The organism is Flavobacterium sp. P21 (assembly GCF_050632225.1).
Classification (GTDB): Bacteria; Bacteroidota; Bacteroidia; order Flavobacteriales; family Flavobacteriaceae; genus Flavobacterium.
The window spans coordinates 2,108,898-2,132,824 of record NZ_CP192585.1; the positions used below are offsets into that span (position 1 = coordinate 2,108,898).

At 33.9% G+C, this 23,927-nt stretch carries 20 protein-coding genes and 3 pseudogenes; 6 read left to right on the forward strand and 17 right to left on the reverse strand.

The features are described from left to right. Nucleotides 1-6: 6 nt before the first annotated feature. From ACQ9BO_RS10430 to ACQ9BO_RS10440, 3 genes are all read left to right on the forward strand, one after another. A complete protein-coding gene (locus ACQ9BO_RS10430) occupies nucleotides 7-1,662 on the forward strand; it encodes a carboxypeptidase regulatory-like domain-containing protein (RefSeq protein WP_431244643.1) in 1,656 nt (551 codons plus the stop codon). Nucleotides 1,663-1,820: 158 nt separating this feature from the next. Further along, on the forward strand, nucleotides 1,821-2,138 hold the full coding sequence (locus tag ACQ9BO_RS10435; protein ID WP_431244644.1) for an OmpA family protein: 318 nt from the start codon (nucleotides 1,821-1,823) through the stop codon (nucleotides 2,136-2,138). A 146-nt stretch (nucleotides 2,139-2,284) separates the two neighbouring features. Continuing rightward, nucleotides 2,285-2,767 carry a hypothetical protein gene (locus ACQ9BO_RS10440; protein WP_431244645.1) on the forward strand — a complete coding sequence of 161 codons (483 nt, stop codon included), beginning with the start codon at nucleotides 2,285-2,287 and terminating at the stop codon, nucleotides 2,765-2,767. Between the two features lie 125 nt (nucleotides 2,768-2,892). Here ACQ9BO_RS10440 and ACQ9BO_RS10445 read toward each other — a convergent pair. Continuing rightward, a pseudogene (locus ACQ9BO_RS10445) lies at nucleotides 2,893-3,272 on the reverse strand (DUF1573 domain-containing protein). 287 nt (nucleotides 3,273-3,559) lie between these two features. Between ACQ9BO_RS10445 and ACQ9BO_RS10450 the strand changes: the two are divergent. Beyond that, nucleotides 3,560-6,193 carry a valine--tRNA ligase gene (locus tag ACQ9BO_RS10450; protein WP_431244646.1) on the forward strand — a complete coding sequence of 878 codons (2,634 nt, stop codon included), beginning with the start codon at nucleotides 3,560-3,562 and terminating at the stop codon, nucleotides 6,191-6,193. Between the two features lie 212 nt (nucleotides 6,194-6,405). Here the strand turns inward: ACQ9BO_RS10450 and ACQ9BO_RS10455 are convergent, their stop codons facing one another. From ACQ9BO_RS10455 to ACQ9BO_RS10465, 3 genes are all read right to left on the reverse strand, one after another. Continuing rightward, a complete protein-coding gene (locus ACQ9BO_RS10455; RefSeq protein WP_431244647.1) occupies nucleotides 6,406-7,587 on the reverse strand; it encodes an APC family permease in 1,182 nt (393 codons plus the stop codon). A gap of 315 nt (nucleotides 7,588-7,902) precedes the next feature. Further along, nucleotides 7,903-10,125, reverse strand: a complete 2,223-nt coding sequence (locus ACQ9BO_RS10460; RefSeq protein WP_431244648.1) for a TonB-dependent siderophore receptor — start codon at nucleotides 10,123-10,125, stop codon at nucleotides 7,903-7,905. A 256-nt stretch (nucleotides 10,126-10,381) separates the two neighbouring features. Beyond that, complete coding sequence (locus tag ACQ9BO_RS10465) at nucleotides 10,382-11,107, reverse strand: hypothetical protein (protein WP_431244649.1); 726 nt, start codon at nucleotides 11,105-11,107, stop codon at nucleotides 10,382-10,384. Nucleotides 11,108-11,525: 418 nt separating this feature from the next. Between ACQ9BO_RS10465 and ACQ9BO_RS10470 the strand changes: the two genes are divergently transcribed. Beyond that, a complete protein-coding gene (locus ACQ9BO_RS10470) occupies nucleotides 11,526-12,254 on the forward strand; it encodes an MFS transporter (protein WP_431245101.1) in 729 nt (242 codons plus the stop codon). Next, nucleotides 12,251-12,565 (forward strand): hypothetical protein, encoded by a 315-nt coding sequence (locus ACQ9BO_RS10475; protein WP_431244650.1) that lies wholly within the window; start codon nucleotides 12,251-12,253, stop codon nucleotides 12,563-12,565. The genes ACQ9BO_RS10470 and ACQ9BO_RS10475 overlap by 4 nt, the downstream gene beginning before the upstream one ends. Before the next feature lie 153 nt (nucleotides 12,566-12,718). On the opposite strand, the gene ACQ9BO_RS10480 is transcribed toward ACQ9BO_RS10475, so the two are convergent. The 13 genes and pseudogenes from ACQ9BO_RS10480 to ACQ9BO_RS10540 all read right to left on the reverse strand — a co-directional run bounded on the left by ACQ9BO_RS10480 (nucleotide 12,719) and on the right by ACQ9BO_RS10540 (nucleotide 23,634). After that, nucleotides 12,719-13,144 (reverse strand): hypothetical protein, encoded by a 426-nt coding sequence (locus ACQ9BO_RS10480; protein ID WP_431244651.1) that lies wholly within the window; start codon nucleotides 13,142-13,144, stop codon nucleotides 12,719-12,721. Between the two features lie 57 nt (nucleotides 13,145-13,201). Continuing rightward, the gene (locus tag ACQ9BO_RS10485; protein ID WP_431244652.1) at nucleotides 13,202-13,522 is read right to left on the reverse strand and encodes a PQQ-binding-like beta-propeller repeat protein; all 321 of its coding nucleotides are present in this window, start codon (nucleotides 13,520-13,522) and stop codon (nucleotides 13,202-13,204) included. After that, nucleotides 13,465-13,671 carry a hypothetical protein gene (locus tag ACQ9BO_RS10490; protein WP_431244653.1) on the reverse strand — a complete coding sequence of 69 codons (207 nt, stop codon included), beginning with the start codon at nucleotides 13,669-13,671 and terminating at the stop codon, nucleotides 13,465-13,467. Before ACQ9BO_RS10490 ends, ACQ9BO_RS10485 begins: the two co-directional genes overlap by 58 nt. After that, a complete protein-coding gene (locus ACQ9BO_RS10495; protein WP_431244654.1) occupies nucleotides 13,668-14,270 on the reverse strand; it encodes a PQQ-binding-like beta-propeller repeat protein in 603 nt (200 codons plus the stop codon). The genes ACQ9BO_RS10490 and ACQ9BO_RS10495 overlap by 4 nt, the downstream gene beginning before the upstream one ends. A gap of 158 nt (nucleotides 14,271-14,428) precedes the next feature. Beyond that, entirely contained in the window at nucleotides 14,429-14,767 is a 339-nt protein-coding gene (locus ACQ9BO_RS10500; protein WP_431244655.1) for a DUF6265 family protein, read from the reverse strand. A 187-nt stretch (nucleotides 14,768-14,954) separates the two neighbouring features. Further along, a pseudogene (locus ACQ9BO_RS10505) lies at nucleotides 14,955-17,261 on the reverse strand (DNA topoisomerase 3). An 83-nt stretch (nucleotides 17,262-17,344) separates the two neighbouring features. After that, nucleotides 17,345-18,328: a hypothetical protein gene (locus tag ACQ9BO_RS10510; RefSeq protein ID WP_431244656.1), complete on the reverse strand. Its 984-nt coding sequence runs from the start codon at nucleotides 18,326-18,328 to the stop codon at nucleotides 17,345-17,347. Nucleotides 18,329-18,482: 154 nt separating this feature from the next. Continuing rightward, a complete protein-coding gene (locus ACQ9BO_RS10515; RefSeq protein WP_431244657.1) occupies nucleotides 18,483-19,331 on the reverse strand; it encodes an AraC family ligand binding domain-containing protein in 849 nt (282 codons plus the stop codon). Between the two features lie 11 nt (nucleotides 19,332-19,342). Next, on the reverse strand, nucleotides 19,343-19,990 hold the full coding sequence (locus tag ACQ9BO_RS10520; RefSeq protein WP_431244658.1) for an NAD-dependent epimerase/dehydratase family protein: 648 nt from the start codon (nucleotides 19,988-19,990) through the stop codon (nucleotides 19,343-19,345). Between the two features lie 4 nt (nucleotides 19,991-19,994). Continuing rightward, the gene (locus ACQ9BO_RS10525; protein ID WP_431244659.1) at nucleotides 19,995-21,038 is read right to left on the reverse strand and encodes an SDR family oxidoreductase; all 1,044 of its coding nucleotides are present in this window, start codon (nucleotides 21,036-21,038) and stop codon (nucleotides 19,995-19,997) included. A 156-nt stretch (nucleotides 21,039-21,194) separates the two neighbouring features. Next, nucleotides 21,195-21,985: pseudogene (locus tag ACQ9BO_RS10530) on the reverse strand (alpha/beta hydrolase family protein). 320 nt (nucleotides 21,986-22,305) lie between these two features. Further along, a complete protein-coding gene (locus ACQ9BO_RS10535) occupies nucleotides 22,306-23,100 on the reverse strand; it encodes a TolB family protein (protein ID WP_431244660.1) in 795 nt (264 codons plus the stop codon). A 141-nt stretch (nucleotides 23,101-23,241) separates the two neighbouring features. Beyond that, nucleotides 23,242-23,634 (reverse strand): SRPBCC family protein, encoded by a 393-nt coding sequence (locus tag ACQ9BO_RS10540; protein WP_431244661.1) that lies wholly within the window; start codon nucleotides 23,632-23,634, stop codon nucleotides 23,242-23,244. Nucleotides 23,635-23,927: the final 293 nt, after the last annotated feature.

Consider the following 23,927-nt stretch of genomic DNA (forward strand, 5'->3'; position numbering starts at 1 on the left):
AAAAATATGAAAAAACTACTCGTTATTATATTCGTATTTTCAATACAATTTATAAGCGCCCAAGACAAAGATTTGGCACGAGCCAAACGATTCTTCGATAAGACATTTTACAGCGAAGCTATTATATTATATGAAAGATTAGTCGAAGAAAAACCTTCGCAGGAAGTGATAAAAAACTTGGCCGATTCGTATTATTACACTAATAATTTAGTAAAAGCGCAACGCTATTACCGACTTTTATTTCAAAATTATAATAAGGATTTGAATCGCGAATATTATTTCAGATATGCGCAGACTTTAAAAGCGACAAATAGTTATGTCGATGCAAATGCATCGTTAAAGCAATATTATGCGTCATCGACTAACGGAAAAGATTCGATTTATTTTAAAAATGAACTGAAAGAGCTTGAAAATGTTTCGGCTATTGGAAATCGATTTGAGATTAAAAATCTGGGAATCAATACTCCAAATTCTGAATTCGGAGCAATTCCATACAATGGAAAATTAGTGTTTGCGACGGTTAAATTAAAACCTGGGTTATTTGATAAAAAATTCAAATGGGACAATGAAACGTATTTAAACTTAGTTTCGGTTCCTTTGAACGAAGTAAATGCTGTAGAACCAAACATAGACTATTTTTCTCAGGAACTAAAAACCGGAATGCACGAATCAAATGCTGTTTTTACAAAAGATGGCAAAACGGTTTATTTTACGCGTAATAATTCGAAGAATAAAACCAGAAAAACAAACGATCAGAAGGTTTCGAATCTTCAAATTTTTAAGGCAGAATTAATTGATGGGAAATGGACAAATGTGGTGTCGCTTCCGTTCAATAGTCCAAATTATTCAGTTGAACATCCTGCACTTAGCGTTGATGAAAAAGTGTTGTATTTTGCTTCAGATATGCCAGGATCTATCGGTTCTTTTGATATTTATTCGGTAAACATCAATAAAGGAGCTTTTGATACTCCAAAGAATTTAGGTCCAATTGTTAATACAGATAAAAGAGAACAATTCCCGTTTGTTTCGGCAGATAATAAGCTTTATTTTTCTTCTGATGGACATTTGGGTTACGGATCATTAGATGTTTTTGTTTCAGAAATCAAAGGAAATGAATATTCAGAACCTGTAAATATTGGATTGCCTTTGAACTCTAATTTGGATGATTTTTCGTTTACTATTAATTCCGATACAAAAGAAGGATATTTTGCTTCCAACAGAGATGGAGGTAAAGGGAGCGATGATATTTACCAATTCAAAGAAACAAAAGATTTGATTGTTGAAGACTGCAAACAGTTTATTGCAGGAACAATTACAGACGTTGACACCAATTTGCCTCTTGAAAATGCAACCGTAATGCTTCAAGACGCTTCTAAAAAGACTTTAAATACGATTTCGGTCGCGACCGATGGAAAATTCAGTTTTACTGTTGCTTGCGAAAGTTCGTATACAATTGTCGCTTTCAAAGAAAAATATACCAACGAATCTAAAACGCTTGAAATTGGAAAAACAAGAAACGCAACAAACGATGGTTCATTAGCATTAAGATCTTTAGAGGCAATTAAACTAGAAGAACAACAAATTGCCGAAAAAAGAAGAAAGCAAGAAATTCAGATAGAACAAGAGAAAAAGAAAAAGAAGCACTGGCGATTATTGCACTAAATGAAGCGACAAAAAAAGCCAAAGCTGATGAAATAAAAGCGACAGAAATCAAGAAAAAGGAGAAAGAAACTGAGATTTTAAAACAAGAAAAAGATGTTGTAAAAGATGATAAGGACCGATTAATTATCAAAACAGATCCTATTTATTTTGATTACAACATGTGGTACATTCGTAAAGAATCAAAAGTAGTTTTAGGACGAGTGGTTGCTTTAATGAACAAATACCCAGGAATGGTTATAGAAATTGGTTCACATACAGACTCTCGCGGAAATGCAAAATTCAATGAAGAACTTTCTCAAAAAAGAGCAAATTCAACCAGAGAATTTATAATTCAGTCGGGAATTAGCGCAAGCAGAGTTTCGGCAAAAGGCTATGGAGAATCGGTTCCAATTATCAAATGCAAAACCGATGATGCTTGTTCAGAAGAAGATCATGAGCTGAACCGAAGATCTGAATTTGTAATTAAGAAGTTGTAAAAACAATTTTAATACCGCTTCGATATTCCGCAGAAGTACACTACAGCGCGTCCCATGCATTGTGGACATTTATCATAAAATAAATCAACAAGAAGCCTTTTTTTGGTTTCTTTTTTTATTTTTATATGAAATTAAAAAATTCAGTTATGAAAAAAATAGTATTGTCTTGTATGCTTTTGTCTTTTGTTGGACTTCAAAGCTGTAAAAATGAGGAAAAACAAAAAGCTGAAGTACAGCCTAAAGCCGAAGGTGAAAAAGTTGTGAGTACGGAATGTTATAAAGCAATTTATGAAAACGATACTTTGGATCTGAAATTGAATACACTTAAAAACGGAAAAATAACTGGAGATATGACAATGAAAGTTGAATCTTCGCCACTAAAAAAAGGTGAAATTGCTGGAGAATTTCATGGTGATACTTTGTTCGTTGATTATACTTTTGTTGATGGAACAAATAACAATGCAAAGTTCAAAAACCCAATGGCATTATTGAAACGCGATAAAAAGCTTATTTTAGGAAATGGAACAATGCAGACGACAATGGGAGTAACTTATTTGGTTAAAGATAAGCCGATTGATTTTGATCGCGTGAAATATAAATTTGATGCAGTTGAATGTGAAGCAAAATAAATAAAGACATTTTTATAATAGACCCGACAGGTTTTCAAAACCTGTCGGGTCTAATTTTTTAAGGATATAAAAAAGCCGTTTCTAATTCAAGAAACGGCTTTGGTTATTTTTAGATTTAAAAATTCTTATAAAACTTCACCTTTGATTTTTAAGGCAACTCTTCCGTCAGGATAATTGACAGCGTTGGTTTCAACAGTAATTGTTTTACGAATAGGGCCAGAAGCCATGTTGTATTTTACATCAATTTTTCCTTTTTTCCAGGCTGTATTGCAGACGTAGGTTTAGTAACTACAATAGAACTCACTGTTGATTCTGCGCCAATGATCATTAGCAGTGCATCTCCAGTATTAGTGAATTCAAAGGAGCGAACTCCATTATCACTTTTCGAAATTTTTCCATAATCAATAGTATTGTCCTGAGCCGAAAATTCGATTTTCGGGCCATTTTGCGCAAAACCGATTGCACTAAACAATACGATTGCAATAAAAGAGGCAACATTTTTCATTTGAAATTATTTTTAATTGTAAGTAAATATACATTCTTTTAATTAACACACAAATTAATAATTCGCTTTTTATAGTGTCTTTAATTATTTACTTTTGCTGTCAGTTATAATTACAAAAATTGAACCAAAGTTTTGTTTAACTGTTTAATCGTTTATTTGTTTAATCGTTGAGATTGAGTGCAAGTGATATTTTTTAAGCAGAAAAAACAATTAAGTAAGTCAATTTTACATTCTAATGATCAAAGCCGATTAAACGGTTAAACAAATAAACGATTAAACATATATAAATGACAATTCCAGCACAATTTGACGCTAAAGCGATTGAGAACAAATGGTATGAGTATTGGATGAAAAACAACTATTTTCATTCAGAACCTGATCATAGAACACCTTATACAATTGTAATCCCACCGCCAAACGTCACTGGAGTCCTTCACATGGGGCATATGTTGAATAATACGATTCAGGATGTTTTAATTCGTCGAGCGCGTCTTAAAGGATTCAACGCTTGTTGGGTTCCGGGAACAGATCACGCATCGATTGCTACTGAAGCAAAAGTGGTAGCAAAATTAAAAGCAGAAGGAATCAATAAAAATGATTTAACTCGTGAAGAATTCCTAAAACATGCTTGGGAATGGACAGATAAATATGGCGGAACAATCTTAGAACAGCTTAAGAAATTAGGAGCTTCATGCGATTGGGAACGTACTAAATTTACTATGGATCCGGATATGTCGGCATCAGTAATTAAATCGTTTGTAGACTTATACAACAAAGGTTTAATCTACAGAGGATACCGTATGGTTAACTGGGATCCGGAAGCAAAAACAACTCTTTCTGACGAAGAAGTTATTTACGAAGAACAACAAGGAAAATTATTTTTCTTAAAATATAAAATCGAAGGAACTGAGGAATTTTTGACCATTGCCACAACTCGTCCGGAAACTATTTTTGGAGATACTGCAATCTGTATCAATCCGAATGATGAGCGTTTTACACATTTAAAAGGTAAAAAAGCGATCGTTCCAATTTGCGGAAGAGTTATTCCAATTATCGAAGATGAATATGTAGATGTTGAATTCGGAACAGGATGTTTGAAAGTAACGCCTGCGCACGATATGAACGATAAGACTTTAGGAGAAAAACACAATCTTGAAATCGTTGATATTTTTAACGAAGATGCTACATTAAACAGCTTCGGATTACACTATCAAGGAAAAGACCGTTTTGTGGTTCGTAAGGAAATTGAAAAAGAACTTCAAGAGATCGGTGCTTTAGCAAAAACAGAAACACACTTAAATAAAGTAGGAACTTCTGAAAGAACTAAAGCGGTAATCGAACCAAGATTATCTGACCAATGGTTCCTAAAAATGGACGAATTGGTAAAACCTGCAATTAAGTCAGTTTTAGAAACAGGAGATATTAAATTACATCCAAAACGTTTCGAAAATACATATGCACACTGGTTAAACAATATTCGAGACTGGAATATTTCTCGCCAATTATGGTGGGGACAGCAAATTCCTGCATACTATTACGGAGACGGAAAAGAAGATTTCGTAGTTGCAGAAAACATCGAAGATGCTTTAGTTTTAGCAAAAGAAAAAACCAACAACCAACAACTAACAACCGACAGCCTTAAACAAGATGTTGACGCGTTAGATACTTGGTTTTCATCTTGGTTATGGCCAATGTCTGTTTTTGGTGGAATTATGGATCCGGAAAGCGCAGATTACAAATATTATTATCCAACAAATGACTTAGTAACAGGTCCGGATATTTTATTTTTCTGGGTTGCGAGAATGATTATTGCGGGTTACGAATATGCAGGTGAAAAACCATTTACAAACGTATATTTGACAGGTTTAGTTCGTGATAAACAACGTCGTAAAATGTCTAAATCATTAGGAAACTCTCCTGATCCTTTAGACTTAATCGAAAAATTCAGTGCTGATGGTGTTCGTGTAGGATTGCTTTTAAGTGCTTCTGCAGGAAATGATATTATGTTTGATGAGGAATTGTGTAATCAAGGAAAAGCGTTTTCTAACAAAATCTGGAATGCTTTCAAATTGATTAAAGGATGGGAAGTTTCAGAAACTATCGCGCAACCTGAATCATCAAAAGTGGCAATCGAATGGTACGAAGCGAAGTTGCAACAAACTTTAGTTGACATTGAAGATAATTTTGAGAAATACAGAATTTCAGATTCATTAATGGCCATTTATAAATTAGTTTGGGATGATTTCTGTTCTTGGTTCTTAGAAATGATTAAGCCGGCATACCAACAGCCAATTGACAGCGTTACTTTCGCGAAAGCGATCGAAATGTTAGAAAGCAACTTGAAATTGCTTCATCCATTTATGCCTTTCTTAACGGAAGAAATTTGGCAGTTAATTGCTGAAAGAACTCCAGAAAAAGCGTTAATCGTTTCGACTTGGCCAGAATTAAAACCGTTTGATGCAAAATTGATTTCAGATTTTGAAAACTCAATTGAAGTAATTTCTGGAATCAGAACCATCAGAAAAGACAAAAATATTCCGTTTAAAGATGCTATAGAATTAAAAGGAATCAACAGCGAAAATGTTTCTACTTATTTTGATTCAATTATTACGAAATTAGGGAACGTTTCGGCTTTCGAATATGTTTCTGAAAAAGTGGATGGTGCATTGTCTTTCCGTGTAAAATCAAATGAATATTTCATTCCGATTACAGGAAATATCGATGTTGAAGCTGAAATCGCAAAACTTACAGAAGAATTAAACTATACAAAAGGATTCCTGAAATCTGTTGAAGCAAAGCTTTCTAACGAGAAGTTCGTAAACGGAGCTCCAGAGAAAGTCCTTAATTTAGAAAAACAAAAACAGGCTGATGCTTTGGCAAAAATTGCTACAATCGAGCAAAGTTTGGCTGGTTTGAAGTAAGACTCAAACTTAGTTTATAAAATCAAACCCGACAAGTTTTCGAAACCTGTCGGGTTTCTTGTTTTTGTACATGCAGTTTGTCATTCCGAGGAACGGGGAATCTCCGTAAGAAACTCCACAATCAGAATCGACAATCTTTGTCGAGCTACTTGTGGAGATTCCTCGTTCCTCGGAATGACAATATTGGGGTATTTTTTGTATAAAAAAATGTGTTATTTTTTCTTGTTTTTCAAAACCAAAAATAGAGGATAAGAAACAATTGCAATACCAACGATAATAATAAAGCTTTTAGGATCGCTGTAAATAAATCCCGCCAGTAAAGCGATAGAGGCAATTATGGCAATAATAGTTGTCCACGGATACCAAAAAGAACGATATGGCCTTGGTAAATCTGGTTCAGTAGTTCTTAGTTTTAAAAGCGAATAATAGGCAAGTCCCCAAACGATTATGGAGATAAAAGCGACGAAAGAAAACAAGACTTCAAAAGAACCAATACAGATTAAAAACAAGCTGAAAAATGATGAAACCAAAAGAGCTACAATTGGTGTTCCTCCTTTGTTTACCATTGTTCCTTTTTCAATAAAAAAACCGTCACGGCTTAATCCGTAAAGGATTCTTGGCGGAATCATCATAAAAGCATTCAAAATGCTGATTAGTGAGAAAATTGAAATCACCGTTACGATTATCGCGCCTTTTTCTCCAAAAAGAACTTTGGCAACATCGGCGTAGACTAAATTTGATTTGGCTAAAGTTTCAATTGGCAAAACATGAAAAAATGCGGCATTTACCAAAACATAAATGGCCACAACAAGTAAAACGCCACTGTATAATGATTTCGGAATGTTTTTGCCAGGATCGTTATTTTCTTCGGCAAAAAAGCAAACGGCATTCCAGCCATTATAAGTTCCTATAATAAGCTGTAATGATTTGAAAAATCCAAAGATTAGTCCAATTTGAAAAACCGAATTATCTGTCTTGATTGGTGGAATTTCAGTTCCAGAATACATAAAGCAAGCCACAACCAAAGCGACAAAACAAATCACTTTTAACAAACTTGTAATTTGTTGTATTACGCTTCCGTTTTTTACACCACTTAAGTGCAGTAAAACAAACGCAATTAATAAAGAAATAGAAATTACAGTCGAATAATTAGCCAATTCAGGAAACAAAATAATAGTGTATTCGCTAATTACAATACAATAAAATGCGGGTGGAATTGCATTAACGATATAATCATACCAACCCGATAAAAAACCAGCATACTCGCCTAAAGCTCTTTTTATATAATTGTATGATCCGCCAGCTTTTGGGAGCATTGTTGCTAATTCGGAATACGAATTTGCTCCTAATAAAACATACAATCCGCCAAAAATCCAGGAAAAAGAATTAGCCAATAATTATCTAACAGTCCAGCAATCGATCCCGGTGTTCGCAAAATCCCAACTCCAATTGTACCGCCAATTAATACGGCTATGTTAAAGCTTAATCCAAGTGTTTTTTTTAATTGGTTTTGTTTGGAATCTGACATAGAATTGGGTTTTGTTGTTGATGGGTAAATGTAATTAAAAAATGAGTGATTTGTGAAAAAACAAAAAAACCTCATTTAACAATAAATGAGGTTTTTGCTGAAATTTAAACCAAAACTTTTGATACTTTTTAGAATTAAAGAGCTCAAAAAGTTCTAATAAATTAAAATCTAATTCAAAAATTTAGAATTTGTATCGCAAGCTTGTCATGAACTGACGAGGCGCAATAGGATTTACACTGTAATTTTCGTGAACGGTATAGTTTAACTCGTTTGTAATGTTTGATAATTTACAAAGAATTGAGAATTTTTTCCAAGTGTACCCAAGCGATGCATCAATTGTAGTATAACCTTCCAATGGAATATCACGATCTCTAATTGTAATTGTATAAGTTTTTGGATTAGTTGAAGGTTTGTTTTCTGTCCAAACATAATCATCATTCCATCCCGCTAAACGATCTCCGATGTAATTAGCAATTGCTCCAAAAGAAAGGCCTTTCAAGACTCCTGTTGGCAAAGTATAGAAGAAGCTTAAGTTAGCAGTATTTTGCGGTGTTCTTACAACGCGATCTCCTTCAACAAAACTTCCGTTTGTTCCAGATGTATTTACGTAACGCATATCATTATAGCTGTAACCTCCAATGATGCTTAATCCTTCTAAAGGTCTTGCAGTAATGTCAATCTCAACTCCTTTGCTTTTTGTTCCGCCACCTAACGTTTTAATTGTTGTATCAGTGTTTGGAGTTCCGTCTGCTCTAAATTCTGCAGTTTGTGCTAAGTTGCTGTTTTTAATTTGGTAAACGGTAACATTTGTGCTTAAAGCGCCACTAAAGAATTCTTTTTTGATTCCAGCTTCGTATTGATCAATAATTGAGGCTTCAAGAGGTTGCAAATCAACAGTTGTTCCCGTATTTGGTGTAAATGAGTTAGAGTAACTTGCAAATACAGACATGTCTTTCATTGGTTGGTAAACCAATCCTACTTTTGGTGAAAAGGCATCATCTTTACGTGGAGCCGTTTGTGTCATTACACTTGGCGTTTTTGTTACATCATAAGTGTAAACAGTTGCTTCTTGCCATGACCAACGCATTCCAAGTAAAACTTTAATTTTTTCAGTAAATGAAATCAAATCTTGTGCATATACTCCAAAACGGTTTGTTTCTGTTTTAGCGATTCTTGTAAGAGTCGAATTCGGAATATCATTTCTTTGTGTTGACGGATCGAAATTGTAAAGATTGATCGTATCGTAATTTGCAGGATTGAAAACATAAGTATTTGCAGTAGCAAAAGAATTTTCCCAATCAACACCAGTAAATAGTTGGTGTTTTACAGATCCTGTATTGAAGGTTCCTTGCAAGCTTAATTGATCACCTAAAATAGTCTCTAAGTTTTTATTTTGTATCAATGGTCTAGTCCAGTCACCTGCTGTAGTAACAGTAGATAATTGTGCTGTAGATTTTGATGCTCTGTCATACGATTGAAAAGAGCTGTTGAAATTCAATTTCCAGTTTTTATTGAAATCATGGTTTACTAATACCGAAGCACTAGCCGACTTTGTTTGTCCGTTTGACCAAAGTGCGCCGTAGAAGTTATTACGTGGCACATCAACAAGTTCTTTTCCAATGATTCCTGTTCCGAAATCTGGAGTCCAATCTGCAGTTAAATAATCTCCTTGTACTGTAATCTGAGTTTTTGGACTAACAATAAACAGCAAAGACGGATTTACATATACGCGTTCGTTTTTTACAACATCTCTAAAACTTTCAGAATTTTCATAAGAACCATTGATTCTGAAAGCAATTGATTTTGTCAAACCTCCATAAAAGTCAAAAGCTGGTTTGTAGTAAGCATAACTTCCAAATTGCATTGAAACTTCGCCACCGCTTTTAAATTGAGGGGTTTTAGTTACTAAGTTCAAGATTCCACCGGGAGCAACGTTTCCGAATAATAAAGCCGAACTTCCTTTTAAGAATTCTACTTTATCTAAACCTGAAACATCTGGAATAGAACCCGCATTGTAGCGGAAACCATTTTTAAACATATTGTTGGCAGACATGTCGTATCCTCTTGAGAAAAATGACTCTTGAGCACCACCACGAGCAGAACCTACATAAACCCCATTTGCATTTTTTAAAACTTCGCTTAATCTGATTGCTTGTTGTTGTTCGATAACTTCTGAACCAATAACTTGAATAGATTGTGGATTATCCATTGGCTTCAAACCAGAACGCACTGCTGTTACTGGTTTAGGCTCTTTGTTTTTAGTAACAACTACTTCGTTTAGGATTTCTCCTTTTTTGTTTTTTACAGTATCACTAACAGTTGTGGTATTTTCTGTACTTGTAAATTCTTGGCTATAAGCTCCAAAACTTATTAAAGATAAAGCAAGCAGTAAACTATGTTTCATGTGACTTATTTAGATTTAATAAAAATAATTTTCTGCAAATATAAGGTCACGTATAGGGTTTAACAAAATTTATAGAGGAATTTTATTTCTTAAAGTTTTCTTATTATTGTCTTAAGATTTGATTAAGATTTTGCTTTTTTTAATTCTGTTTCTTATTTAGATTGAATTAAAAGAAGCTATTTTGAAACAAAAAAAGCCCTGCTTAAAATAAGCAAGGCTTTTTACTAAAGACTAATTTAAAAATGAAGGGGTATTGTTATTTTACGGTAATCTGGTAAGTTGCCATTTTCCAGATTTCATCATATTTTTTGCCGTTATGTTCTCCAGATGATTTATCTGTGTGTGCATATTCAACCATATAATTACCTGACCAGATAGGAGTGAACGAAAATTCACCTTTATCATTTGTCCATAATTCTTTTTCCCAGCCGTTTGGAGCAATTACTTTGATTTTTGTTTCTTTTGCTATTGCGCCATCATAAGATGCAACACCAGATACTTTTACGTCTTTTTTTGCAGTGTCGGCATTTTCAGAGAAAACAGCAATTTTGTTGCTGTTTGAAGCAATACTATTTCCGGCAGTTTTGTTTCCAACAACAACATTTGCACTGGAGTTGTAATCTAATTTCATTGTTCCGTAAACATCTTTTACTGTGTGATGCATTACAATTGTGTAAACGCCATCTTCATCTGGAGTAAAGAATGCTTGATATTTGTTATCTAAAGCTTTTGAAGTAAGTTTAGTTTCTTTTTTTGACGGACTGATAACTACTAAAGTGAAATCTTTTAAATCTGAAAACCATTTGTCAGCTTTTGTAATGTCATTTTCTGAAAACTCTCCAAAGTAAACAGATATTTCCTGTGCTTTTCCTTTTGTTCCTGTCGCTTTAGTCTCGATCCAAAGGGCGTGAGCAAATAATTGAGGACTGACAACCAACATTAAAAATAAAAATGCAATTGTTTTTAAAGTTTTCGATTTCATAATATTTAAGATTAAGATTAATAGTTTAGAAAATTTTGTGGAGGTTAAATTGATGAAAAAAGTATCAATTTGTCTGCCTTTTGAATTAAAGGCAAATATAAAGCTTAAAATCAGTTTTACAATTTTTATTTAGAATAAATATTAATAATGTTCATAAGAGCTTATTTTTAAGATGATTTATCAATTGTTGATGAAATTGTTAAATGTTGGTTTTGTGTGTAATTAAAGGGAATTCTTATTGAAAGTTGTAGTAGATAAAGTTTAAAAAGCTTTAATTTTGCAGACAGAAAATAGACTTCATGATTTTACCTTTCTTAAAAAAGTATCAAAATACCCCTAAAGGATATCGCATTGCCAACACGGTTTTTTCTTTCTTTCCGGAATTGGCTATTCTTCATGGGTTTCCAGAATTCCACATATACAAGCCCAATTACATTTGTCTGAAGCTCAATTTGGAGCCGTTTTATTTGCTTTCCCAATCGGATTAATGCTTACAATGCCGTTTACAGGGAAATTATTGAATAAATACAGCAGTCGTTATATTATGCTTTTAGGCGCAATTATGTTCAATATTGTGCTTGCTTTGCCTGGTTTGGTGGCTTTTGTCTGGCAATTGGTAATCGTGCTTTTGATTTTTGGAGCTTCCCGAAATATCTTCAATTTGTCGATCAATGCGCAATCGCTTGAAGTGCAAAAATTATATCCAAAATCTATTATTACTCGTTTTCATGCCGTTTGGAGTATAGCTGTTTTTTCTGGAGCAGGTTTAGGTTATGTGATGGTAACACAGCATATTGCGCCCTCGCATCACTTGTTGGGCGTGAGTGTTTTTATGATGGCGCTTACGGCTTGTTTTTATCCAATGAGTATTCACAATGAACCAGTTCCGGTGAAAAAGAAATTCTTCTCGATGCCAGAAAAAAACTTGATCAAATTTGCTTTGATTTGTTTCGTTTCAATGGCTTGCGAAAATACAATGTACGATTGGAGCGGAATTTACTTCGAAAATATACTTAAAGCTTCGCCAAAATTAACCAGTGCCGCATTTGTATTTTTTGCAACTGCAGTAACTCTCGGACGTATTTTTGGGGATTATGGCGTAATGAAATTTGGCACGAAAAAATTCTGCTTTACAGTGGGATATTGATAACAGTCGGTTTCGGAATTTGTTTTATCCTGCCTTATGTTTATCCAACTATTTTCGGTTATATGTTGATTGGGTTTGGCGTTTCTTGTGTTGTTCCTTTAGTCTTTAGTATTGCTGGAAGATCGTCAAAATTAAGCAGTGGTTCGGCTTTGACTTCGATCTCTACAATTGGTTACTTAGGTTTCTTGCTTGTACCGCCAATGGTTGGTTTTATATCTGAATATTTAAGCATGAAATGGGCGTTTTTAATTATGGCGCTTTTAGGTGTTTTGATGATTTTTATGGTGAATAAGATCGGGGAGAATGAGTGATTTTTTTTAAGTTGCTAAGGTTCTAAGATGCTGAGGTTCTAAGTTTTTTATTTCTTTATGTAAATGCATTGTGGATAATTTTTGCAGAAACCGGATTAAAATCTGGCCCTACAAAATTTTACGAACCTTTTGTTCTTTATCTTAAAAATAGATTTATTTCTCTAATTCGATAAGATAATCTTTCCATTTTTGTTTTTCAATGATATAAGAAAATTGAAAACTCCCTTCAAAAATTCGTACTTTATCTTTAAAATCTAAAGTATCGACATAAAACAAGCCAAGTTCTTCTTTTTTATTAAAAAAATGAATGGAATATGAACTTACAGGACAACAACAATAACCTGTTTTTTCGGCATTTTTGAAAATGTTTTCAAAATCGTCTATTTGTTTCCTATTCTTTGTTTTAAATTCTTTTGTCGGAGTAAAAGTCTCTATGTTGCCAGATCTCTTATATGTGGCAGTTGAATCGTAGGCTTTTATGATTATTTGAGTACTGTTTGAGAGTGTTGTATTAAATGAAAAATTGTCTATAATATTTTCTACAATAGTTTGGGATTTATTGCTACAGCTAATTATCAAAATTGAAAATAGAGCTAAAAAGAAACATTTTTTCATTTGATTATAATAATTGAAAAATTATTTCTTAGCAGTTTCAATCACTTTTGGCGGCGCGTCTGAATTCGCTCCTGTTGTTTTAAAAACCGATTTGATTGTTGCTAAATCAGTACTTATTTTATAAACTTCACCAGATTCATCAGCAAAATAAATCGCGTTTTCAATCAGTACTGGACTTGATTTTATTTTGTCTTTTGTTGGAAATCTTTTGATTAGTTTTCCTGTAGCTTTATCTAAAACGTAAAGGTTTTTGTCATCACTTCCAAAGAAGATTTTATTGCCCATTACAAGGGATTCTGTTCGAATACTGGCATTTGCCTTAAACTTCCATTTTGTTGCCATTGTTGTTTTGTCAAGACAGTAAAAAAGCCTCCATCATTGCCAAAGAAAATCAAATTTCCATCAATTGCTGGGGTTAAAGAAACCCATTCATTTGTTGTGGTTTTTCCAACAACTTTCTTTTCGTCTAAACCGAATTTGTAAAAATTCATATCGTTGTCGCCAAAAAAAGATTGTTCTGATCGACTATTATTTTTCCAAAAATACCCGCAGAAGCACATTGGTAAGATTCGACTAAAGCCCCTTGCAAACTCAGTTTGTATATTTTTCCTTTTGTGTCACCAATAAAAATTGAATTATCCTTAAATGAAACAGGAGAGCTAATTGGCGCATCAGCATAGAATTTACCAAGAGTTGAACCATCGCGAGGATCAAGAATAAACAAACTAGATGCCGATGTTACATAGAGATTATTATCTACCAGCGTTGGTTTATTTGCTATTGGGCTGTAAGTACCAAGATTTATTTTCCAGATTTGTTTTCCGTCAGCTCCAACGCAATAAACCATTGCATTTCCATCACCAATGAAAATCTTATTTTCTTTAATTTCTGCTTGACTGTATATTTCATTTTCGGCATTAAAAATCCAATTTGTATTTTTTGTATCGATATTCAGGGAATATAAATTTTTATTTAAGCTCCCAAATATTAAATTTTTGTTTTGAAAATTTATTTTAGCAATAATGCTTTGTGCTTGCAAGCTGGTTAATGTTGCAAAAAAGCTTACAAATAGTAGGATTTTTATTCTCATATCATGGCTTATTAGAAAATGTTATTTTTTAGTCATCACAAACTTTTCAGAACTTGGTTTTCCATTTAAATTTCCCGAAATCTCAGCAGTCAAAGTGTTGTTTGCGCCTTTTGTATAAGTGATTTTTTGGGGATAATCATGTTTCGGATTTTCGAAAACTAATTTTTGATCTGTTTCAGAAGTTGACGGAAAAAAACAGGTTTGTCTTCATTCTGACCTCTCACAGTTGCTTTATAAGTTAAGGTTTCGCCTAATTGAGCCAAAATAATAGTTTCAAAATGTAGCGTGTCTTTTCCTTTAATGAAATAAGAGGAGGCGCTAAAAGTACTGTCGTTAAGCTTTTGCCAGTTTTCAGATAAAACGCCTTCATCAGACGTATTTTCCCAATTTCCAATCAACCAATCGGCTTTTTTGATTTTGTCTTTTTCAATAGTTTCTTTTTTCTGGCAAGAAACAAAAGCTATAATTAGGGCGATTAGGGTAATTTTCTGAAACATATTCTTTCGTTTTGATTTTGTATTGAAGTACTAAAATAAGAAAAAAATGTTTGTCGCGAATAATACCGATTTTTAGAGATTGATTTGAAAATAAGAATAATTTATGTCTCTCGCAGATTTGGCAGATTAAGCAGATTAAAATTTATTAATAGCTACTAAAAATCTTTTTAAATCTGTGCGAAATAACTTAAATGCTTTCACTCAAAATAGCGTAAACTAATTCTTTAGTAGGTTTTTGATCTTTTAGTTTTGCTCTAACCTCGTCAAAAGTCACTTTGAAATCGCAACCCGATTTATATTCAGCGCAACCGTACGCAGTTTTGCCTTTTAGGATGGTTCCTTTTTTGCATTTTGGACAAGTCAAAGCATCTGGACTTTCTTTAGTTTCAGCTTTTTTTCTGTTTTCTTCGGTTCTAATTTCAATTTGTAATTTTCCTCAAAACGAATTAAACCTTCAACAGTTCCAGAATCGGTTTTAAAACCTTTTATGTTTACGGTTGAACCTTTCTGAACCAATCTTAAATATTGAGCTTCAGTGATTTTTTTGTCATGAAAAACAAAAGGCAAAACAAAATCACAGCCCGATTTATATTCACTGCATCCAAAGGCTGATTTTCCTTTAATCAGATTTCCTTTTTGGCATTTCGGGCAAGTTTCTGCCGAAATTCCAGAACTTTTCTTTTTCTCTTTTTCTGCTTTTGCGACAGGTTTTTGAATTGTTGCGGCATGTGAAATATTGGCGTGCTTGGTTTCGCTTCGAACTTCATAAACCAAAGCCTCAACCATTCTTTTCATATTTCGGATAAACGCAGCGACTGTGAAAGTTCCTTTTTCGATATCTTTCAATTGTTTTTCCCAAGTTCCCGTAAGTTCAGCAGATTTTACTAATTCATTTTGAATCGTATCAATCAATTGAATTCCGGTTAAAGTAGGCAAAACCTGTTTTTTATTTCGGACAATATATTGACGTTTGAAAAGCGTTTCAATAATATTCGCGCGTGTTGACGGACGCCCGATTCCGTTTTCTTTCATCAATTCACGTAAATCTTCGTCGTCAACCTGTTTTCCAGCGGTTTCCATGGCACGCAATAAAGTTGCTTCCGTAAATTGATTTGGCGGTTTGGTTTCTTTTTGAAGAAACGAAGGCTCATGCGGCCCTTTTTCGCCCACAACAAAACTCGGCAATAAATCTGGTTCTTTTTCCTTTGCGTTTGGATCTTCAAAAACCACACGGAAACCCTTTTTCAAGATTTCTTTTCCAGTTGCTTTAAAAGTCACTTCGGTCGCTTTTCCAATTACTGTAGTGTTGGCAACCAGACAATCATCATAAAAAACAGCAATAAAACGTCTTGTAATTATATCATAAACCTGCTGTTGATTGTATGGAAGATTATTTTGAATTCCGGTTGGAATAATTGCATGGTGATCGGTTACTTTTTTATCGTTGAAAACCTTTGGCGATTTCTTGATTTTTTCTCTAAAATGGGCTGAGTCAATTCGGCATAATTTGTTAATTTTTGCAGAATTCCTGGCACTTTCGGATAAATATCTCCTGGTAAAAAAGTGGTATCAACTCTGGGATAAGTGATTACTTTTTGCTCATACAAAGTTTGTGCGATTTTCAGTGTTTCTTCTGCCGAAAATCCAAATTTCTGGTTGCAATAAACTTGTAATCCTGTTAAATCGAAAAGCTTTGGAGCATATTCGTTTCCGTTTTTTTGTCAACAGAAACAATTTCGAAATCACTTTCTTTTACTTTTTCTGCAAGAATTTCTCCATCTTCTTTATTTAAAAAACGGCCTTCTTCATAACTAAAAAGTGTTTCTCTATATAAAGTCTGTAATTCCCAATATGGTTGAGGTTTGAAGTTTTCGATTTCTCTAAAACGATCTACAACCATTGCCAATGTTGGCGTCTGTACACGACCAATAGACAAAACTTGCTTGTAGCCGCCATGTTTTACGGTGTACAAACGCGTGGCATTCATGCCTAAAAGCCAATCTCCAATAGCTCTAGAAAAACCGGCGTAAAATAAATTATCGTAATTTGAGGAAGGTTTTAAGTTTTCAAAACCTTCTTTGATAGCTTCTGTTGTCAAAGATGAAATCCATAAACGTTGAATTTCGCCTTTGTAATGCGCTTCGTTCATCACCCAGCGCTGAATCAATTCTCCTTCTTGTCCAGCATCCCCGCAGTTTATCACCACTTCGGCTTTGTCAAAAAGACTTTTAATGATTTTAAACTGTTTTTGGATTCCCGAATTCTGAACGACTTTGGTTTCGAACTTTTCAGGAAGCATCGGGAGATTATTCAAATCCCAGCTTTTCCAGTGCGGTTTGTAATCGTTGGGTTCTTTTAAGGTGCATAAATGCCCGAAAGTATAGGTCACTGCATAACCGTTGCCTTCGTAGTAGCCATCGTGCTTGGTATTGGCACCCAAAACGGATGCGATTTCACGTGCGACACTTGGTTTCTCAGCAATACAGACCTTCATTTTTCATTTCTTGTTGGAGAGCGAAATTAGGGATTTTTTTGGAAAGGGGGCAAAGAAGCAAAGGTTCAGAGTTGCAAAGGTGTTTAATCATCATAATATTCGTCATCTTCCAAATATTCAACATACTCTTTTAGTTGTTTTTCAGTAAAAAGAATTTTATGATCTGGATTTTTAATGTAATTATTTTGTCTTCGTTCAAATATTTCTCCTTCGTCGACTATCCAATAAATTTGATTTCTGGAGATATAATCATTTTTTTCTGCTTCTTCCGCATTCCATCGATTTTTATAACTTTTCCAAGGAGTGTATTCGCAACATTCACATTTGTCGGAATAAACAGCTTTATAACCGCAAATTTCACAAAATTCAACTTTTCTGAATTTCTCTTCAATATAAGGGTAATAGTATTGAAATCTTTTAAGAGTCAAAGGTAAGTTGTTTAATAAATTTCCAAATCCAACGGTTTGATTATTTATTTTAAGTACATTATCGGGATATCCACGTTCATGTTTTATAATTGGTTTCTTGAATCCAATAAACAAATACTTATACATATCGTTATGGTCTTTATTTTCAAAAATGATATTTAAAATATCATCCCACAAATAGGAAGTTCCTTTGTAAATAAAACCAGAGTTTTCAATAATAATTTGACCTCTATCTTCGAGATAATGTTTTCTACATGCAACATAAATAAATGAACTGCCTCTCTGATCGCCACTCTTTCCACAGGTTTCACAAATTCGTCTTGATTTTTCTTCGTACTTATTAAGAATTTTTCTGTGTCTATGGTCGGCATAAAATCGGAGCTCTGCATATTTTTCTTTGATGCATGAAACAGTTTTGTCCCATCCGTCATTGTCTAATTCTTTAAGAAGTGCAATAGTCATAGGATACCAGCCAGACTGAATTTGTAAATCAATTCCATTTAAGTCAGCAAGTTTTCTTAAATCGTATCCATTAAGTTCGTCGTTTATAATGAAATCTTCTAAACGAGTGCAATTTTTATTTACAAACTCGGCATCTTTATAAAAATCTTTAATTGGAGTAGATTTTTTTAACAGCACTTTTGAAAGAGACAGGATTAGGTTTGCGATACTGATATATTGGCGGTTCCTTTTCTTTATCAAGTAATGTCTTTACATTAATAGTGTATAGGTAGACTGCAAACCCCAATAAAATTACAAATAGAAATGCCATTTTGGTACAATTTTGTTGATTTTAAACAGACATAAAAAGCAGGAAGAAAAAACAATATAAGCTTTGTTTATTTTTCATTCTTTTTTCCTTCAATAAGTCGCGTTGGCGAATGTCCGAACAATTTTTTGAAAGCGAATGAAAAATGAGAAAAATTCTCAAAGCCCAAATCGAGATAAATGTCAGATGGTCTCTGTTTTTTTTATCAATTAGATGATAGGCTTCTTCGAGTCGTTTTTGAACCAGCCAGTGACTAGGAGTGGCATTAAATGTTTTTTCGAAATCTCTTTTGAACGCCGATAAACTTCGCCCTGTAAGATACGCAAAACGTTCTATGCTTACATTGAATTTGAAATTTCGAATCATAAAGGCTTCCAAGTCTATTTTTTCGGGATTGCTAAAATCAAACAAAATATTGGCCAGTTCTGGATTTGCTTTTAATAATACAAGTAGTAACTCACTGCGTTTTACATTTAAAAACTGTTCATCAATTGTGCCTTTTTCATTGAAGTATGGAATAAGCGACTGAATAAAGTTTTTAGTTAATTCATTTTTGCTTAAAGCTATGATACCATTTGTAGGTTTTTCGTTTTCGACTTTGAATTGATATTTTTCATTAAACTCTCTTAAAAAATCCTGTTCAAACAAAATGTAGATTTTTTTAAATTCACCATTATCTGGTTGTTTAGTATATTTTGTCAAATGATTTCTTCTAGCAATACCAAAATCTCCAGGTTTAATTTTATATTCCTTGTTTCCGTCATAAGCCAACATCGAACCCGAAATAAGATACATAAAACAATGTTCAGGAACGAATTGCTCGTTATTGAGTGAAGGACTCACATAGCAGGCGGATATAGCAGTTTCTTTCATTTTTTGGAATTTTATTGTTTTGCCAATTGATCAATATCATCTACTTCCAAAATTTGTTTTGGATATCCTTTCAATACTACATTGATCATTGCACGACCTACTTGTCGAAGTGTCAATGTCTTTTGAGGAAAAAATGGAGCAATTATTGGTGCCAAGATTTTATAAACCCTTTTTACGTTAACTTGTCCTTTAGTTGCTTTCATTATTGCAGGGCGAAAATTATATTGATTTTTGCCATATAATTTCATAAGTGCATTTTCTGTTTTTCCTTTTACTCTTGCCCACATAACTTTTCCTACTTCAGAACTATCTGTTCTGTTTCCGGAAACAAAAATGAAAATGGTAGCAGGATTCAACTGGAATAGTTGCTCTGCAAAAGAAAGTGTAGTATTATAAGTAATTTGGGTAAACTCTTCTTCTTTTATGCCAATAGAACTTATACCAGCACAGTAAAAACAGGCATCATAGCCTTTTAATTGTTCTGAGAAATTTTCTAATTGCAAAAAGTCAGGAATAAGAAGTTCTTTTAATTTAGGATGATCGAGATTGTAATGCTTGCGATTTATCATCAAAACCTCTGTTACATTTTCGTTGGCTAAACACTCGAATAAAACACCTTCACCAACCATTCCTGTAGCTCCTGTTATGATTACTTTCATCTTTTTACTTTTTGATTAGACGTAATTTCAATAAACTTTCAGCTGTTGCCAAGATCGCTTCTTCATTTGAACGAGGAGACCAATTTAGTGTTTTTTTTGCTTTTTCTCCGCTTGCCTGCATGTATTGTTCAAGTAAAGTTACCAGCATTTTCAAGGAAGGTTTTTTTAAAGCGCTTGCTTTTAAAATCCAATTAGGAAGCTCTTTTGTTGGAACTTTTTCAGCATTAGTGCCTAATTTATTTTTTAAAATTTTGGCAACATCAAGCATTGATAAGACATCTCCTGTAGTGGCTAAGAATCGTTCCCCTTTTGCTTTAGGATGTGTCATAGCAAGCAAATGTAAATCAGCAACGTCGCGCACATCAACATAACAAGAACTGATTTTTGGACAAGCTTTGATATCACCCTCCAGCATTTGTTTGATCATTTGATGCGAATGCGAATAATCTGGGCCCAATAATGGTCCCATGACGCCAACCGGATTTACTGCTGAAAGTTCAAGATTGCCACCTTCATTTTTTATAAACTCCCAAGCAGTTTGTTCTGCAATGGTTTTGGATTTTTGGTAAGCATGAATGTTACTGTCAATGTTTGTCCAGTCTTCTTCAGTATATGGGGTTTTGCGGTTTTTGTGTCCCATGCCGACTGCGCCGAAGGCAGAAGTTAGAACCACTCGTTTTACATTGGCATTTCTTGAAGCTCTCAGGACTCTTAAAACACCATCTTTGGCGGGATTAATTAATTCGTCTTCATGAGTAAATTGAATCACTGGAGTAGGAGAGGCAACATGCAATACAAATTCGCAACCGCGAACTGCTTGATCCCAATTTTTATCGTGTGAGAGATCGGCTTCAATAAACGAAAGATTATCAAACACATTGATGCCACCAACTCTAAGCATTTGTTTTACTTCATCTTGCCTGTTTAACGAACGAAGGGTTGTTTTTACTGAATAACCCTCTTTAAGTAATTTTAAAATACAATGAACGGCTATAAAACCTGAACCGCCTGTAACCAAAACCGTTTTGCTTTTTTCTGAATTTGTCATTTTTCTGAATTTTAATATTGCAAAGTTCAGTGTAAAAGTGACAAACTTGTTTTGTTATAAAGTCCAAACTTTATGTGTTTAAAAGTCCAGTTTTAAAAAGTCGCAGAAAATATTTTCCTGCGACTTTTTTATAACTCAATTTAAATTAAGTATACTTTATTTCTTTTGCTTCAAATGTTTATCTAAGAATTTTTCCATCGCACCATAAAAATCAAAACGATTATTTTGATTTCTGAAACCATGTCCTTCATCATTTTTCACCATATATTCAACAACAACACCGCGTTTTTTTAGTGCTTCAACCATTTGGTCGCTTTCTGCTTTATTTACTCTTGGATCGTTTGCGCCTTGTGCAATGAATAAAGGTGTTTTAATTTTGTCGGCATGTAAGGCTGGCGATGCAGAGGCAAGCAATAAGCTATCTTTTTTAGGATCGCCCACCATTTCGTGAATTTGCTGTAAGTAGGGTTTCCAATAAGGCGGAATCGTATTCATGAACGTAAACAAATTACTCACGCCCACGTAATCCACTGCTGCCGCATATAAGTCGGGCGTGTAAGTAATTCCGGCAAGTGTTGCATAACCGCCGTAGCTTCCACCGTAAATTGCGATTCGTTTTTCATCGGCAATGCCTTCTTTTTGAGCCATTCAACACCATCGGTAATATCGTCTTGCATGGTTTTTCCCCATTGTTTGAAACTAGATTCCCAAAATTTCTTTCCGTAGCCCGTGCTTCCTCTATAGTTCATTTGAAGAACAGCATAACCACGATTGGCCAAAAACTGAACTTCTGGATTGTAATACCAGCCGTCTCTTGCCCAAGGCCCGCCATGCGGATTAATAATTACGGGAAGATTTTTAGGTTCAATTCCTAACGGAAGTGTCAAGTAACCGTGAATTTCCAAACCGTCTCTTGATTTATAAGTAATTGGTTTGATGTGGCTCATTTGATTTTCCTTGATCCAAGGATACGGATCTGCAACTTCTTTAATTTGAGCCGATTTAAAATCATATAAATAAAATTTCCCCGGTGTTCTGTCATTTCCGGCCCAAACAATGGCTTTTGTTCGGGCATCATCGTAGCTTACAATGTCGGTTTCATAACCTTCAATTTGTTTTTTCAGATTGTTGTTGATTTCTTCCCAATCTTTATCAAAGAAATGTTTTTCTTGCTTTTCAGCTTCCCAGTCAACAGAAACCAACGTTTGTTTTTTTCGGTCGTAATTAATGCCGTCCAAATCATATTTGCTATCAGCATATAATTCTTTTAGGTTTTTTTGGCAACGGGATCATATTCGACTAAAACCACTTTGTCTTTCCCGATATTGCTCAGTGCATAAATATTTTTATTGTCTTTGTCAAAAGATGCTGGTGTAAAAATATCTTTGTAAGTTGTGGTAATCAAAGGTGTAAATGGTTCCTTATCCGAATTTCTGTAATTCCAAGTAATGTTTACGCCATCGGTTTTTGAAGCCAGACGAATAATTCCATTGTTGTCTGTGACCCAGCCGTCAAAGTTTTCTTTATTGTTGTAAAGCAGTGTCAAAGTTCCGGTTTCAACATTCAAAATATAAGGATCAAAGTATTCTTTTACCCTTTTATTAATCTGTACAATCAGTTCTTTTTCTTTTCCTGGAATGTCAATCAAAGCATCGGTGATATCGCTTCTAATGCCCGGAAAAGGCGTTAAAGCTTTTAAATCAGTTCCATCTGCTTTTACCGAAAATAGTTGGAAATTTTCGTCTCCGCCAATATCCTGCGCATAAACAATTCGGTCGCCTTTCCAGAAATAATTAAAAATGCTTCGCAAAGTGTCGTTAGTCACACGAACCGATTTTTCTTCACCAACTTTTTGAACAAAAACATTGGTTTTCCCTTTATAATCGGCACGGTAGCTAAAATAATTTCCGTCGGGAGAAATTCGGAAAGAGCTTTTTTCTCCATTTTTGAAAAAAGTTTTTACGTCAATTAATGGTGCAGGAGTTTCTTTGGGTTCCTGTTTGCAGGAAATAAAGAGCGTTGCCAAAACAACTAAAACGGATAAAACGGATTTCTTAATCATATTTTGCTTTTTGAGGTTTTTGGAATTACGAACTGCATAAAAAAAACAGATTATCGGTTTTGTATTATGTTGATAATCTGGTTTGTGTAATTTTAAAAATAAGAAAAAGTTTGCAATTAAATGAGCCGAAACTGTTTTAGCTTAATTATTAATCATTGGGTTCAAATTCTCATCTTTATTACGTAAATCCAATCCTCCTTCATAAACTGATTTCAGATTGGTTAAATAAAAATGCCAGCCGTTTGAACAGCCCAATCTGATGTATTGTTTTGAGTAATCATCTGTTGGAATATTATGATGACGGAGTTCGACTATAGTATAATCATTGGTTTCGCTCAATTTTATATCAACGAGACAATTTCCCTCAAATGTAAACTGCAAATAATCTTTTCCGTTTGCAGTTGTTATTTTTCCTAACATTGAATCATTGTACAAATGCCAAAGCCAATCATAAGTAAAGCCTTCTGAAACATTTTGGTCTTTACCAATTGGTTCCTGATTATCATTAAAAAAGAAACTTTTTCCAGAAACCATTTTTCTAGTTCATCTGCAATTGTCCAAGCATTATAAATGTCGCTGATTTTAGCTTTAATTGCTATTTTTTTTGTAAAGGATGTCCAGTCGAAGTTTTCCATGATTTAGCACATTTTTACTAGTTATTACGATTAAGATTTTTTTGCTCTAATCGCGCCATTTGTTCTTTATGTAAATATAAAAAAGCTACATCATTATTTGTAGCTTTTGTTTTGATGATTTGTACTATGTTTTATTTTTGCAAGTACTGATTACTTAGCCAGTTCGCTATCGCTCGTGTGCAAATCTGATAC

Coding starts and splice junctions, on each gene's coding strand:
- ACQ9BO_RS10515 (WP_431244657.1), bottom strand. CDS start 19,331: ATGAAAGAAACTGCTATATCCGCCTGCTATGTGAGTCCTTCACTCAAT.
- ACQ9BO_RS10495 (WP_431244654.1), bottom strand. CDS start 14,270: ATGAGAATAAAAATCCTACTATTTGTAAGCTTTTTTGCAACATTAACC.
- ACQ9BO_RS10430 (WP_431244643.1), top strand. CDS start 7: ATGAAAAAACTACTCGTTATTATATTCGTATTTTCAATACAATTTATA.
- ACQ9BO_RS10460 (WP_431244648.1), bottom strand. CDS start 10,125: ATGAAACATAGTTTACTGCTTGCTTTATCTTTAATAAGTTTTGGAGCT.
- ACQ9BO_RS10525 (WP_431244659.1), bottom strand. CDS start 21,038: ATGACAAATTCAGAAAAAAGCAAAACGGTTTTGGTTACAGGCGGTTCA.
- ACQ9BO_RS10540 (WP_431244661.1), bottom strand. CDS start 23,634: ATGGTTTCTGGAAAAAGTTTCTTTTTTAATGATAATCAGGAACCAATT.
- ACQ9BO_RS10485 (WP_431244652.1), bottom strand. CDS start 13,522: ATGGCAACAAAATGGAAGTTTAAGGCAAATGCCAGTATTCGAACAGAA.
- ACQ9BO_RS10490 (WP_431244653.1), bottom strand. CDS start 13,671: ATGAATTTTTACAAATTCGGTTTAGACGAAAAGAAAGTTGTTGGAAAA.
- ACQ9BO_RS10435 (WP_431244644.1), top strand. CDS start 1,821: ATGTGGTACATTCGTAAAGAATCAAAAGTAGTTTTAGGACGAGTGGTT.
- ACQ9BO_RS10440 (WP_431244645.1), top strand. CDS start 2,285: ATGAAAAAAATAGTATTGTCTTGTATGCTTTTGTCTTTTGTTGGACTT.
- ACQ9BO_RS10500 (WP_431244655.1), bottom strand. CDS start 14,767: ATGTTTCAGAAAATTACCCTAATCGCCCTAATTATAGCTTTTGTTTCT.
- ACQ9BO_RS10465 (WP_431244649.1), bottom strand. CDS start 11,107: ATGAAATCGAAAACTTTAAAAACAATTGCATTTTTATTTTTAATGTTG.
- ACQ9BO_RS10450 (WP_431244646.1), top strand. CDS start 3,560: ATGACAATTCCAGCACAATTTGACGCTAAAGCGATTGAGAACAAATGG.
- ACQ9BO_RS10520 (WP_431244658.1), bottom strand. CDS start 19,990: ATGAAAGTAATCATAACAGGAGCTACAGGAATGGTTGGTGAAGGTGTT.
- ACQ9BO_RS10535 (WP_431244660.1), bottom strand. CDS start 23,100: ATGATTAAGAAATCCGTTTTATCCGTTTTAGTTGTTTTGGCAACGCTC.